This window comes from Paenibacillus sp. 2003 (assembly GCF_031455635.1).
Taxonomy (GTDB): Bacteria; Bacillota; Bacilli; order Paenibacillales; family Paenibacillaceae; genus Paenibacillus; species Paenibacillus amylolyticus_B.
In genome coordinates this window covers 333,604-347,782 of sequence record NZ_JAVDTB010000004.1, presented here as the reverse complement: position 1 = coordinate 347,782, position 14,179 = coordinate 333,604, and the positions used below count along the sequence as shown (strand labels likewise).

The window sequence follows — 14,179 nt, the reverse complement described above, 5'->3', positions numbered from 1 at the left end:
TACTTGGCAGAAGCAATCTCTGAGAAGACGAAATTACACATCACCATGTTCATTCCACCCCTACGCTGCCCACTCAAAATACAGTTCATTCCCGCTCTACACATACACTTAATGAACGATTCAACTCACACGTAATTACTATCGTCCCGAAGACATACTGGGTCTAGCATTCAACAACATCCGGGTATACTCATGCTGCGGGTGATCGAACAGTTGGTACACATCCGCCTGCTCCACAATTCTTCCCTTCTGCATAACCGCGACTTCATCCGCCATTTGCGAGATCACGCCCAGATCGTGGGAGATGAGTAAGATGGATGTGCCATATTCCGTACGTAGCCGATCCAATTCCTGAAGCACCTTGAACTGATTCACAACATCCAGTGCCGTCGTTGGTTCATCAGCAATAACCAGGGCGGGCCGCAGGCACATCGATATGGCGATCATCACCCGCTGCAACATACCGCCACTCAGTTGAAAGGGATATCGCTTCATCAGTTTGGCCGGCTCGGGCAGGTTCATATCTGCCAAGGCAGCAATCGCCCGCTCTCGGGCTGCTGCTTTCGACATTCCCGTATGCGTACGCAAAGTTTCAATGAATTGAGATCCAATTGTATATACGGGTGTAAAAGCATTCATCGGATTCTGCATAATAAATCCGATGTCCTTGCCTCGGATGCGTCGCATCTCCTCACCTGACAACGAACCAAGCTCCCGTCCATTCAGACGGATGCTGCCCGACACCTCCATCCTGCGCGGATCAAGCAGATGGAGCAAGGCGTTACACGTAACGGTCTTACCGCTGCCACTCTCGCCGACCAGACCGAAGACACGACCTTTTTTTATTTCGAAATCAATGGGCGCAAGTAACGGGACGGAACCCTCCGCTGTTCTAAGATTCACTTGAAGACCACGAACTTCGAGAACCTTCGCTGCATCATCCATCGTTACGTTCACCCCTCATATACCTTTGGATTCGAACCACTACCTTTTTGCAATGCCATAACGTTCGGATAATGCTTCACCCAAAATGTTGAACGTAATGACGACCAGAAGAATCAATGCCCCCGGGTAGATCATTAACTCCGGATGACTGCGAATATAACCCGTTCCTTCATGAATCATGGCGCCCCACTCTGCATTGGGTGGTTGAATACCGAGTCCCAAGAAGGACAGTGCGGATATATCCATAATCGCCCAGCCCATCTCTAACGTGCCCATGACAACAATGGGACGCTGCACGTTGGGGATGATATGTTTGCGAATAATCGTCCATGAAGAGGAACCGCTAACTCGCGCCGCCGCGATAAAATTCCGTTCCTTCAGACTCACGACCATATTCCGGCAGATGCGTGCATAATACACCCACTGCACCATCATGAGGGCTAGAAGCACCTGCATCAGACCTGGACCAAAAATCCCCACAATACCCAGCACCAGCACCAGATTCGGAAACGCCATAATGCCTTCACACAAGCGCATTAGCAGACTGTCCACCCAGCCACCAAGATAACCGGAGATCGAACCCACAATGACGCCAATGAGCAAAGATGACAGGAAGATCAGAGTAGCAAAACCGAGCGATACCCGCGCTCCATATATCAGCCTGGTGAGATTGTCGCGTCCCAGATGATCGGTGCCCAGCCAATGCTCAAGCGATGGACTCGCCAGCTTCTGCAACAGATTCACCTTCACCGGGTCATGAGGAGCAATCCACGGAGCCAGTATCGCAATCACGAAGAAGAGCAATATGATCACCGAGCAGATCTGGATGGCTCTCTGTCCTTTAAATACCGAACGCCATTTGTTTATCAATGTTCTGCCCGTCCTTTCGCTGAAATCCGTGGGTCCATAACGAGCTGCACCAGATCAACGAGCAGATTGCATACGATGAACAGGCATGCCGCCAGGAAGACATAACATTGAATCACGGGAATATCCCGGTTAAATATCGCATCTACAAAGTATCGTCCGAACCCAGGCCAGGAAAACACTTGCTCCACAATAATGGTTCCTGTCAGCAGCTTGCCCATACTCATCCCCATCCCCGTAATGAGGGGCGATATAGCGATCTTCAGGACATGCTTGAGCATAATGACTCGTTCGCGAATTCCACGTGTTCTCGCGTACTGTACATACGTCTCCTGCAATTGCTCCAGTACACTGGAACGCAACAATCGGGTGTAGACCGCAATAAGAATCAAGGAGAGTGTAATCGTAGGCAAAACCAGATTCTCCCACGATCCACGCCCCTCCACAGGCAGCCAGTCCAGCTTCACTGAGAAAAAGAAGATAAGCAGATAACCAAGCCAGAATTGCGGAATAGATGCTCCAAAATAGGAAATCGCACGGCTGACCATGTCAATCCAGCTATTCTTATACACCGCAGCCAGTATTCCCAAAGGAATACTCACCAAAGCCGATAACAATATACTCCAGAAGGCTAGTTCAGCCGTAGCCGGGAGCCTTAATTTCACTTCATCCCATACCGGTTTATTCGTGAGATATGAGGTGCCGAAGTCGAGCTTGGCAATCTTCTGAATCGTATGCACATATTGGGTTAACATAGGCTGATCCAGACCGAACTCATGCCGCTTTTGCGCAAGCAGCTCCGGTGTTGGATAGATATGAGCGGCTGTCAGATAAGCCTCGGCCGGATCAACCGGCGATATATGAATAAGCGCAAAGGTCACAAGTGTAGCGATAAAAACGATAGGAATGATCGCGATCATTCGCTTACCAATATAACCGATCACCAAACGTTCCTCCCTTTTATCAAGCTACATGACCTTACCACTCTCAAAGTCACTACTTATTAATTGCCTAATTCAATGCCCACAAACGGATTTTCATCACGGTTCGCTGGGAAAATAAAGTTGGAGATTTTCTTCTGATATACAGCCGTTTTCTTAATATAAGAGATCGGTACGATCGCCGATTGCTCCTGAAGTGTCTTCAAGATGGAGCCATATAACTCCTGGCGTTTCGTCTCGTCTGTAGATGACAGGGCTGCATGCACCTGATCGTCCAGTTCCTTTTTCATCGGCAACGCACTCAAGGTCTCGGAAATCCCGAATCCAGGGCTTGCCACAACGTTAATGAAGGAATGGGGATCATACGGAGCGCCATAGTTATACCAGAAATACAGGTCGAAATCATTGGCTTTCAGACGTTTGATCTGTACCGTCAGTTCCAGTCCCGTGAGGTTTACTTTAACCCCCAGCTCGCTCCACTCAGCCTGAATGGTCTCGGCCATCGCTTTCTGAATCGGGTCCGTTTTGTCAAAAATCATCTCGAAATCAAGCTGCTGTCCGTCTTTTTCACGAACCGTCCCACCAGCCGGCAGCTTCCAGCCTGCTTCATCCAGTAATGCTTTGGATTTTTCCACGTCATACGTGATCGGTTCCAAGTCTACATTGGTGTAAGGATAGTTTTTGGACAATACGGTATCGGCTGGTTCTTCCAATCCGGAAGTGACACCCTCAACCATCGCCTGTTTGTTAAACCCTTGCTGGAGCGCCATCCGCACTCTGACATCGGACAGCTTTGGATTGGAAGAGTTCAGCAGCAGACTGCGTGTGCCCACCGGATCAGACAATTGGGTCACATATTCATCGTTGTCACGAAGCTGTTGGAATGCATCCAGACTGATCACACCTTCCCCGTAGATCAGATCGAGATCACCCTTTTCAAAAGCAAGGACACGGGTCTCCCCATCAGGAATGATCTTAACCGTAATCTGATCTACCTTCGGTGCTGTTCCCCAATAGTTCGGGTTGCGTTTGAAGACGGCATATTCGTCCTGCTTGTACTCAGCCAGCATCCACGGGCCAGTACCCACCGGCTCTTTGATGCCTTGGGACGTATCTCCGTCATCCGGGAATCCGGCTTCACCCAGGAAGCGGAAAGGACGAACTACAGACAAATCCTGCAAGACCGGATAATACGGCTCTGTGAGTGTCAGTCGGAAAGTCTGATCGTCCACAACCTCCGTCTTGTCGAGCACGCCTACAATGCCCAGCCAGCTATGTGTATCTTTATTTTTCATAACAGCATCAAAATTCTTTTTCACAATCTCAGCATTAAATGGCGTACCATCAGAGAATTTCACACCTTGGCGAAGCTTGAATGTATATACTTTGCCGTCATCGGAGATAGTCCATGATTCTGCCAGGGCAGGTTCCAGTTTTCCGTCCTTCTGGTAACTGATCAGCGGCTCATAGAGCATGGATTGGGCAAATAATTGCGAAGGATTGTACGTATGCGGATTCATTGTACCGATATCACGTGGCCATGACATCGTAATCGACTTCGTTGATGTTTGATCCGAAGCAGCAGATGAGGATTTATCTGCACTTCCTGTATTGCTGCAGCCCACGATAACCAATAGCAACAAGAGCATAGTTGCCAGTGTGAGCGCCGAAGATTTGCGATGTTGTACAGACATGGATGTTGAACCCCTTTTCTCTATTTCATGATAATGATTCTCATATTCATCCATTAAGAATAGGCAGGAGTCCTCCTTTTGTCAATAAAATTCGACATGGTATGTGTTGTTACTAAAATAGCAAAAGAACCTTTCCTGTGGGAGGAAAGGCTTCTTGATCTGGATGTGAATTACAACTGGAAAAATGAGCTCCACCATAATCTGCCATTCCTTGCTCACAGCATGGAAATCACGAAAGTACATATAGAGATATATCACTAAGATTCATCTCACATACACCTTCTTGTTTCTCGTTTAAACTTCTGCAGTGATGCCTTCATAGAACCGACGAATAATTTTCTCCGCAGGCTTACCATATACCCCGTATCCGTCGTCAATCAGTGCATCCCTCTCCGCGTGCAGATGTGCGCTCCAATCCCATAGACCGAACCCGCGCACCCAGTCACGCTGACTGACATGCCGGAACATGGCCTCATAGAAACGCTCCTGTTCCTCAGCACTCACTTCGCCTTCCAGTCCCCAATCGTTCGGTACCTGGGCTGATCCACTGCGGCTGGGACAGCCTGCTTCCGCGAAGAAAAAGGGTTTGCCATATGGAGCAATCACCTGTTCAATACGATCCAGCTGTGCCTCCCAATCTCCGATGGGATAATAGCCACTGGAAGAGATCACGTCCACAGCATCCCACCATTTCACATGACCTTCCTGATATTTGTCCGTGTTGTATGACACCAGTCCAGTGTATACTTCACGCACACCAGCGATCACCTCCTGCCACTCCCGATCCCGACGCTCGGATTGCACCATCTCACAGCCAACAATGAACATCTCACACTTTTCCTGCTCTGCAATCGCTGCATAATGCTTCTGAAATGCTGTGTAGCTGCGGAACCAATCCTCCCACTTCGGTTCACAAGGCACATCGATATCAAAAAAGTTAATGTGCGCACGCCATGTGCCATCGGTGCAGTTGACGGTTGGTTTCAGAATGACACGCAGCCCGAGTGTACGGGCATAACGAATCATGTCGACCAGTTCATCATCCTCGACCAGATGTTCACCCCGATACTTGACCTCTACCGCCTGCGGATGATCCTGATGTGCCGCCAGTGCAAAAATAACATGTGAACTGCCTGTACGTTCAGCCATCAGGCGCAAGGATTCTTTGGCCTCCGGCTTGCGGAAGTCGCCCTTGCCACTCATCCAGCCAAATGTAAATCCCTTGATATAATCCATATGCATTGCTCCCCAATGTTTCTGTTCACTTAATGTAAAAAGAATGACCGAATGTGTACACTTCCACTACGATTGCAGGACCATCTTCCGATCGCCGTTATGCGACCACCTCGCTTCTTCAGATTGGTTCTGCACTTTCACTTCGATTACAGCTTGCCCTCTTCATGGTCTCCTGCAATGACTTCATCCGTCTCGATCACATAGTTCACGATCTCTTCGATGGTGGTGTAAGCCACGCCCACATACGTATCGGCAGCGCCGTAATAGATGGCGATACGTCCGGTCTCTGCATCATGCAGCGTTGCACACGGGAAGATGACGTTATCAACGAAGCCTTGTTCTTCATACCATTTTTCCGGTGTCAGCACGAAGTTGGAGGAACGATATTTTACTTTGGATGGCTCATCCAGATCCAGAATGACCGCACCCATGCTATATACCAATCCGTTACAGGTCCCCGTGACGCCGTGGTAGAACATCAGCCAGCCTTCGGACGTTTCGATCGGAGCAGGACCGCCGCCAATTTTGACCGATTGCCACCAGCCCTGACCGCCTTTGCTCATCACATGACGGTGCTTGCCCCAGTACACGAGATCCGGGCTTTCACTCAGGAAAATATCCCCGAATGGCGTATGTCCACTGTCACTTGGTCTGGACAACATTACATAGTTATCGTTGATTTTGCGCGGGAACAACACGCCATTCCGGTTAAACGGCAGCATTGGATTTTCGAGGCGGACAAATGTTTTGAAGTCATCTGTTTTGGCCAGGCCCAGTGCTGCACCGTAGAAGTCTGTACACCAGATGATGTAATACGTGTCTTCGACTTTGACCAAACGTGGATCGTACGCATAGTTCGGCATAAATGGATCGCCATTTTCATCTACAAATGCAATGCGTTCCTCTTCAATCGTCCACTCCAAACCGTCCTCACTCGCCCCCATGTGAAGATGCGGACGGCCATTAACGGTTTCGGCGCGGAATACACCAATGAATTTTCCTTCATACGGTACAACAGCACTGTTGAAAATGCGAGCAATGCCTTTGACCGGGTTACGCGGAACCACCGGGTTCGCCGAGTGTCTCCATACCGGGCCTTCCGTTCCCTCCGGTTTGGCTTCCCACGGCATATTCGGCAAAGCGTCCCCAACAATGTGTACGTTTTTCGTTTCAGAAACTGACATTTTCATTTCTCCCTTCGGTTAGGCTTTATGAAATGAATACTTAAAATTGCACTAGACCACTTTGATGACAGAACAACCTTCCGATCGCCGTTATCCCCAGATTTTTTTGATCCCTTATAAAAGGGGAAAATCCGGTTATAGCGTATGCTTACGAAGTGAGCTTTCTTTCAGAAAGCTTTTAGCGAACACTCCGTTTCTCCAGCTTTTTTCTGTCCTCTTCGTTCCTGTGCATTCTCAATATGCATTTCATATAGCCTCTCGTTTTTTATTTAACTGAGCCTTGCGCGAAGCCATTGTAGATGTACTTCTGTAACAACAGGAAGATGATCATGGTTGGTATAATGGCGATCATGATGCCGGCGCTGATGACTTCCCACTGCGATCCGAAAGGTCCCTTGAATTTGAACAAGGCGGTGGATATGACCTGTAGATCGGTCTTGGGCATGTACAGGAAAGGTGTGTAGAAGTCGTTATAGATGTTCACACCCTTCACGATAATGACTGTTACAATGGCCGGTTTCAGCAGTGGCAGAATGATTTTCCAGTAGATCGTGAAGTACGAAGCGCCGTCCAGCATGGCGGATTCATCCAGTGCACTTGAGATGGAGCCAAGGAATTGCAGAAAAATATAAACCGCGATGATATCTGTACCCAGGTACATCACGATGGCCGCCCAGCGTGTGTTGAACAGGTCGAGCGCGTTGATGATCTGGAATGTGGCGACCTGTGTTGTAACACTTGGAATCAGGGTAGCGAGCAGGAATGCCGCGACCATGATTTTCTTGCCTTTGAATTTGAACCGATCCAGCACATACGCGATCATGGAGCCCGTTAAGGTCGCTCCTATAATAGAGATGACCAGGATAATAATTGTATTTTTGAAACCAACCAGCATATTGCCATCCACAAAAGCCTTTGTGTAGTTCGCAAAGTTCAGCCAGTTGGCTGGCGGGGCAAGCGGGCTGCTGGTCGCGTATTCCGCATTCGTTTTGAGAGATGCAAACAGGATAACCACGATGGGTAACAGTGCGATAAACGCCGCAAGCACCAGGGAAGCATATTTAACCACGCTCGCAAGGGTGTATTTGAGTTGTGTCACGTTTATTCCTCCCCTTTCATGGTGACGCGCTGCACGAGCGTAACAAGAATAACGATCAAGAGCAGCACCACAGCCATGGCGGATGCCAGTCCCAGCTTGCCATATTTAAACGCCAAATGAACCGTCTGGATTACAAATGTCATACTGCCGTTGGAACCATCGGTCATGATATATGGAATATCGAACGCACTAATTGCGCCGCTAATCGCCAAGATCAGGTTGAGCTGCAGGATGCGTGTAATGCTTGGCAGGATGATGTGGCGGAATTGCTGCCAGCGATTGGCGCCATCAATATCGGATGCTTCATACACATCCTTCGGAATGGAGGAGATTGCACCCAGGAAAATGATAAAGTTGAAGCCCATGTATCTCCATACTGATGCACCTGCGAGTGACACGTTAATAATATTCGGATTACCGAGCCAGAGCTGCGTATATTGTCCCAGCCCTACAGCATGCATGAGCATATCGAGTGTACCGTCCGGTTTGAAGAAAAAGAGGAAGATAAAACCGATGGCTACCCCATTCAGCAAATAAGGGAAAAACAGTATGCCTTTGAAAAAGTTTTTGCCTCGGACTTTGAAACTCAGAATCGTGGCAAAGTAAAGCGCCAAGCCCATCTGTAAGAACGTAGCCACGAAGTAGTACAAGCTGACAATAAATACTTTGAAGTATTCGGGATCACTGAATATGCGCGTATAGTTCTCAAACCCAACATAATCAAACCTTTTGCTGTATCCATTCCAATCGGTGAAACTGTATTTGAACATGTTGATGACCGGTAAGTATGCAAACGTGAACAGCAACGCCAGCGGAATAATTGAGAAGGCACAGATGATAAATATGCGTTGCGCTGAGTAACCCCAATTCGAAAGTTTTAAGTACTTCATGCTCTCCACACCTCCAAGCGGTTCTCCCGCCTATATATCGAAAGACTCCCGTCCAATGGAATCCTGGTGGAACACTGCCGGGGGAAGAGCATGGGTATTATGCTTTCAAATACCACATACTCCATGCTCCATTCATATATGGATTCCTATATCCCCTCAGTTCATTCATCACCTGATCCACTTACGTTAATCCCATTATTTCGTGAGTTCTGCTCGCGCTTTTACCCACTTGTCATTTAGGTCCTTCATGATGTCGTCATAGGATTCCTTGCGGTTACCAATACCTGCTTCGATAATGCGTTTCTTGAAGTCAGGCTGCCAGAGACCGATTTCGCCTTCGTTATCAATCTTGTCAACGAGACCTTCCTGACCTTCTTTGGCAGGGGTAAGTGTGGAGAATTTAACGTCTTTATATTGATCCAAAATCGGTGGCAATTCAGCGTTTTTGTCGGCATCCATACCGCCGCCCTGTTCAACTGCATAGTTCGATTTCGCCAGGAACCAGTCAATCCAGGCTTTCGCAGCAGGTTTGTTCTCGCTATTCACGTTCATGCCGATGTTATAGTCGGCGGAGAGCGGAACCACAACCTCACTTGCATTGGTTGGGAAAGGTAAGAAACCAATGTCGTCCGGGGTATCCGTCATGCCTTGGATCTGTGTGATCGCCCAAGAGCCCAGTGCCATCGTAGCAATTTTGCCTTTGGCGAGATCCGCTTTGGAGCTTTCCCAGTCGGTTGTCGTTGGATCTTTCTCGATTAAACCGTTCTTGGCTGCATCATAGAGCACTTTATATAGTTCATAGTGCGGCTGACCAGGCACAAAGTTTATATCTGTGTTCGGTTGGTCCACGTTAACGTAATCCACACTGCCTGCAACGGTTGGCAGATCCGATTCCCATTGGGTGAGAGCCCAGCCGGATGCATAGTTGGTGTAAAGCGGAACCGCATCTGTATTGTCTTTGACCAGTTGAAGCGCAGCCTGGAATTGCTCCGGTGTTTTGGGAACTTCCATAATACCTGCGTCTTTAAACACCTGTTTGTTATAAATGATTCCAGAGAACGTAATTACGGTAGGGATACCGTAGACCTGACCATCCACCATGCGTTCTTCAATGGCGGTGTATTTGTCTTTCAATTCATCGTACGTGCCGAGCGGCTCGAAAAAGTCCGGGATATCTGCGATCGGAACACTGGTCGGGATCATCAGTACGTCACCATAATCCTTGGTGCTCATACGGATCTTCACTTGTCCTTCGTAGTCGGCCAGAGCCTGAAAGTTCACTTTAACATCCGGGTATTCCTTATTGAACTCAGCAGCGTAATCTTTGAACACGGTGTCCACAATATCTGTACGTTGTGTAAGGACAGTAATCTCACCCTTGATATCTGCCGGATCTGTACTGATCTCCCCCCCTGCCTGCGAAGATCCACCTCCGGATGAACATGCAGCAAGTAGCGAAGTGATGAGCAGCATCGTCAGCAACATCATCCAACCTTTGTTTTTTCTCAATTGTTTCGGCCCCTCTCTTAAGTTAATTAAGTTATCGTTAAGGTTACAAAATGAATTCTATTATGGTAACGCTTACCTGTCAATTCATTTATTTATAACTTAACAAGAAAAATTGCGATGCATTTCGTTGACATCTGTTTTTCAGAGCACTAATATGGACTAATAAAGTTACCGATAACTTAATTTAATTAGATTGATGCACTATTTAGAGGGAGCGCTCACTTATGAACACAAAAACAACCGAACTTCAATCTGAAATTAAGGCGCATTGGGAGAAGCAGATTTTACCCTTCTGGTCCAACCTTAAAGATACAACCTACGGTGGGTTCTACGGCTGGGTTGGCAATGATCTTCAGGTTAATCAACAGGCACCCAAAGGCGGGATCGCCACGGCACGGCAACTCTGGTCTTTTGCAGCAGCCTATCGGGTTACCGGAAACGAAAGATGGCGCGATCACGCGGAGCACGCCTATCGTTTTCTCGCTGACCATGTGATGGATACCGAATATGGCGGTATGTACTGGATGGTAGATTACACAGGGGAAGCACTTGATACGAGCAAACATGTGTATACGCAATCATTCGGCGTGTATTCACTCAGTGAGTACTATCGTGCTACCGGGGATGCTTCTGCGTTGGAACTTGCGAAAACGCTTTTTGCACTAATCGAGGACAAAGGTTTGGATGCCGAACTACCTGCGTACAAGGAACAATTTGATCGCACATGGAAGGAACAGCCTAATGAAATGCTGAGCGAAAATGGGGTGATTGCGGATTACACAATGAATACGCATATCCATGTGCTGGAGGCCTACACCACGCTCTATCGCGTGTGGCCGGATCAACAAGTGAAGGCGGCGCTGGAACGCCTGCTCGGAATTTTGTATGAACGCGTGTATGACCAAGACACCAAGTTTCTCGGGGTATTTTTCAACAAACAGTGGGAATCCATCATCGATCTGCGCTCGTTCGGACATGACATTGAAGCCAGCTGGCTGATTGACGAAGCACTGAAAGTTCTGGGGATAGAACAACATCCAGAGTATGCGGCGATGGTAACAGATATTGCCTATAACATCTCCAATGTAGCCGTGAATGCGGATGGTTCCCTGCTCAATGAACAAGAAGGTGAACATGTCGATGAGAAGCGAATCTGGTGGGTTCAAGCTGAGGCGATGGTTGGTTTCTATAACGCGTATCAGCGTACAGGTGATCCCTTGTTTCTGGAGAGAGTGGAACGCTTGTGGACCTATACAAAAGAAAACATCATAGATCAACGTGCCGGCGGGGAATGGTACTGGTCGGTTGATGGGAATGGTACACCGGATCAGAGCGAAATCGCAGGACCGTGGAAATGCCCGTATCACAATAGCAGATTCTGTATTGAACTAATCGAGAGGATGGGATCAGAATGATACACCCGAAATACAAGGAGTTACTGGAGAAACAGGAACAGCTACTTAGTCGCCCTAATGAGATCAATTCTTCCTTCTACAACGGCGTATATGATCGGTATCAATATCCGGTTATCACTCGCCATCATGTACCGCTGCATTGGAGATTCGATCTGGATGAGACGACGAACCCGCATTTCATGGAACGCCTGGGTATTAACGCTACACTGAACCCAGGAGCCATCTATTTCAATGGCAAATACGTCATGGTTATTCGTACGGAAGGATTGGATCGCAAATCAATCTTTGCGCTCGCCGAGAGTGACAATGGCATCGATGGATTCCGTTTCACGGGTAAACCATTGGTCTGGGATGATATCGATGCGGATGAAACCAATCAGTATGATATGCGCCTTGTTCAACATGAAGATGGCTGGATCTATGGCATCTATTGCTCGGAACGCAAAGACCCAGAGGCTCCTGCATTTGATACGTCCAGCGCAGTTGCACAGGCAGGATTGGTCCGTACACGGGATCTTACAAGCTGGGAACGATTGCCCAACATCACAACCAATTCCCCTCAACAGCGCAATGTCGTATTACACCCGGAATTCGTGGATGGAAAGTATGCCTTCTACACCCGTCCACAGGACGGATTCATCTCGACAGGCAGCGGCGGCGGAATCGCCTTTGGTCTGTGTGAGGACATCTTGAACCCCGTCATTCATGAAGAGACGATTATCGACGAACGGCAATATCATACGGTATATGAGGTCAAAAACGGTCAAGGTCCTGCTCCGCTCAAGACGGATCGTGGCTGGATTCACATTGCTCACGGGGTTCGGAACACTGCAGCAGGCCTACGTTATGTGTTATACACCTTTGCCACCGATCTGAATGATCCGGCGCGTATTATTGCCAAGCCGGGCGGCCACTTCATTGCCCCTTATGACGATGAGCGTGTAGGTGATGTATCCAATGTTATTTTCTGCAACGGTGCTGTGGTCAATGAGAAGGAAGAAGTCTTTATCTATTACGCATCCAGTGATACCCGCTGTCATGTAGCAACAACCACGCTGGAAAAACTAGTTGATTATACGTTTAATACACCGGCTGATCCATATCGTTCCCTGGATTGCGCCAGCCAGCGGGGTCAGCTGATAGAAGAAAATGAGAAGCTTTTAGAGAAACAATTGACATAACATCGCTATAACAACCTTCAAGCAAGCCCAAAATATGCTGAAAATAGCGAAACAACAGCCAGAATTGCTTTATTCCAAGTGGGTAACGATGTATACTGATATGGATTGTTATTATGTGCGGAGAAAACACTCATCATAATGACAGCACATTGTGCCTATACCGGCTTGAAGGAGGCGACCATACTGAAGAACAATATCACCATGCGGGATATCGCCGACAGGCTCGGGGTCAGCAGTGTGACCGTCTCGAAAGCATTGAATGATAAAGATGGCGTGAGTGGCGAATTAAAGGAAAAAATTAAAGTGCTTGCTGCCCAAATGGGCTATCGATATAATGCTGCTGCCCGTTCCATGAAGGAAGGCTTAACCCATAATATTGGCGTAATTATCCCGGAGCGTTTTACCGGGCCTACGCAGTCGTTCTATGTACGCGTGTTCCAGCGCATCACCAAACATCTGGAGGAACAGGGCTACTACGGCATTCTGCACATTCTGAATGTAGAGGATGAGGAAGAATTAACGCTACCCAAGCTATACAGCGATAACAAGGTCGATGGTTTCATCGTGCTCGGACAGATCAGCAAAGAGTATATTGAACTGGTGCGATCGATGGAAGTTCCCAAAATGTTTCTCGACTTCTACGATGAACATTCCGATATCGATTCCGTCGTTACCGATAACTTCTACGCTGCCTATGAGCTGACGAACTATCTGGTTCAGCAGGGCCATCGTAACATTGCTTATGTGGGAAACCTGTATTCCACAAGTAGCATCCAGGACCGATTTCTCGGATATTACAAATCCTTGCTGGAACATCGGTTGCCGATGAATCCGGATCTGGTTCTGAATGATCGGGATGAACGGGGTACGTTTATTGAGATTGATTTGCCCGATCAGCTGCCAACGGCTTTTGTATGCAACTGTGATCAGGTCGCTCATCTGCTTGTTCAGAAACTGACTTCCATGGATATTCAGGTACCTGGCCAATGCTCGGTTGTTGGTTTTGATAATGATATCTATGCCACGCTCTCCGATCCCAAGCTGACAACCGTCGAAGTGGATGTGGAACAAATGGCGCGCACGGCAGTTCAGTCCATGCTCAAAAAGGTCGACAACCCGAACCGCAGTTTCGGCCGTGTACATGTGAAAGGCAATATTATCTATCGTGAATCGGTGAGTGCTACGTCTGCCTCATCAGATTCTATGGATGTCTGAATT

At 48.0% G+C, this 14,179-nt stretch carries 12 protein-coding genes; 3 read left to right on the top strand and 9 right to left on the bottom strand.

Annotated features, from left to right (window positions below; translation table 11 throughout):
• Positions 1-138: 138 nt before the first annotated feature.
• The 9 genes from nikD to J2X75_RS19340 form a co-directional block, all read right to left on the bottom strand.
• The gene (gene nikD, locus J2X75_RS19380; protein WP_310339197.1) at positions 139-945 is read right to left on the bottom strand and encodes a nickel import ATP-binding protein NikD; all 807 of its coding nucleotides are present in this window, start codon (positions 943-945) and stop codon (positions 139-141) included.
• Positions 946-984: 39 nt separating this feature from the next.
• Complete coding sequence (gene nikC, locus J2X75_RS19375) at positions 985-1,815, bottom strand: nickel ABC transporter permease subunit NikC (protein WP_310339194.1); 831 nt, start codon at positions 1,813-1,815, stop codon at positions 985-987.
• Positions 1,812-2,756, bottom strand: coding sequence for a nickel ABC transporter permease subunit NikB (gene nikB, locus J2X75_RS19370; protein WP_145324774.1), 945 nt, complete (start codon positions 2,754-2,756; stop codon positions 1,812-1,814). The genes nikC and nikB overlap by 4 nt, the downstream gene beginning before the upstream one ends.
• 59 nt (positions 2,757-2,815) lie before the next feature.
• Positions 2,816-4,447 carry a nickel ABC transporter substrate-binding protein gene (nikA, locus tag J2X75_RS19365; RefSeq protein ID WP_310339189.1) on the bottom strand — a complete coding sequence of 544 codons (1,632 nt, stop codon included), beginning with the start codon at positions 4,445-4,447 and terminating at the stop codon, positions 2,816-2,818.
• 294 nt (positions 4,448-4,741) lie between these two features.
• Entirely contained in the window at positions 4,742-5,683 is a 942-nt protein-coding gene (locus tag J2X75_RS19360; protein WP_310339187.1) for a glycoside hydrolase family 113, read from the bottom strand.
• A gap of 146 nt (positions 5,684-5,829) precedes the next feature.
• Positions 5,830-6,867 carry a glycoside hydrolase family 130 protein gene (locus J2X75_RS19355; RefSeq protein WP_310339184.1) on the bottom strand — a complete coding sequence of 346 codons (1,038 nt, stop codon included), beginning with the start codon at positions 6,865-6,867 and terminating at the stop codon, positions 5,830-5,832.
• A gap of 265 nt (positions 6,868-7,132) precedes the next feature.
• The gene (locus J2X75_RS19350) at positions 7,133-7,966 is read right to left on the bottom strand and encodes a carbohydrate ABC transporter permease (protein WP_124116727.1); all 834 of its coding nucleotides are present in this window, start codon (positions 7,964-7,966) and stop codon (positions 7,133-7,135) included.
• A gap of 2 nt (positions 7,967-7,968) precedes the next feature.
• Positions 7,969-8,856, bottom strand: a complete 888-nt coding sequence (locus J2X75_RS19345) for a carbohydrate ABC transporter permease (protein WP_017691677.1) — start codon at positions 8,854-8,856, stop codon at positions 7,969-7,971.
• Positions 8,857-9,051: 195 nt separating this feature from the next.
• Positions 9,052-10,365: an ABC transporter substrate-binding protein gene (locus tag J2X75_RS19340; RefSeq protein WP_310339178.1), complete on the bottom strand. Its 1,314-nt coding sequence runs from the start codon at positions 10,363-10,365 to the stop codon at positions 9,052-9,054.
• Between the two features lie 224 nt (positions 10,366-10,589).
• Here J2X75_RS19340 and J2X75_RS19335 point away from each other — a divergent pair, with 224 nt between their 5' ends.
• The 3 genes from J2X75_RS19335 to J2X75_RS19325 all read left to right on the top strand — a co-directional run bounded on the left by J2X75_RS19335 (position 10,590) and on the right by J2X75_RS19325 (position 14,176).
• Complete coding sequence (locus J2X75_RS19335; RefSeq protein WP_310339173.1) at positions 10,590-11,780, top strand: AGE family epimerase/isomerase; 1,191 nt, start codon at positions 10,590-10,592, stop codon at positions 11,778-11,780.
• On the top strand, positions 11,777-12,961 hold the full coding sequence (locus tag J2X75_RS19330) for a glycoside hydrolase family 130 protein (protein WP_310339171.1): 1,185 nt from the start codon (positions 11,777-11,779) through the stop codon (positions 12,959-12,961). The genes J2X75_RS19335 and J2X75_RS19330 overlap by 4 nt, the downstream gene beginning before the upstream one ends.
• A 138-nt stretch (positions 12,962-13,099) precedes the next feature.
• On the top strand, positions 13,100-14,176 hold the full coding sequence (locus J2X75_RS19325; protein ID WP_310339168.1) for a substrate-binding domain-containing protein: 1,077 nt from the start codon (positions 13,100-13,102) through the stop codon (positions 14,174-14,176).
• Positions 14,177-14,179 lie beyond the last annotated feature (3 nt).

Bases quoted from the DNA above. Each gene is read 5' to 3' on its own strand.
- J2X75_RS19325 (WP_310339168.1), top strand. From the start codon at position 13,100: ATGACAGCACATTGTGCCTATACCGGCTTGAAGGAGGCGACCATACTG.
- nikD (WP_310339197.1), bottom strand. From the start codon at position 945: ATGGATGATGCAGCGAAGGTTCTCGAAGTTCGTGGTCTTCAAGTGAAT.
- J2X75_RS19330 (WP_310339171.1), top strand. From the start codon at position 11,777: ATGATACACCCGAAATACAAGGAGTTACTGGAGAAACAGGAACAGCTA.
- nikA (WP_310339189.1), bottom strand. From the start codon at position 4,447: ATGTCTGTACAACATCGCAAATCTTCGGCGCTCACACTGGCAACTATG.
- J2X75_RS19345 (WP_017691677.1), bottom strand. From the start codon at position 8,856: ATGAAGTACTTAAAACTTTCGAATTGGGGTTACTCAGCGCAACGCATA.
- J2X75_RS19355 (WP_310339184.1), bottom strand. From the start codon at position 6,867: ATGTCAGTTTCTGAAACGAAAAACGTACACATTGTTGGGGACGCTTTG.
- J2X75_RS19335 (WP_310339173.1), top strand. From the start codon at position 10,590: ATGAACACAAAAACAACCGAACTTCAATCTGAAATTAAGGCGCATTGG.
- J2X75_RS19360 (WP_310339187.1), bottom strand. From the start codon at position 5,683: ATGGATTATATCAAGGGATTTACATTTGGCTGGATGAGTGGCAAGGGC.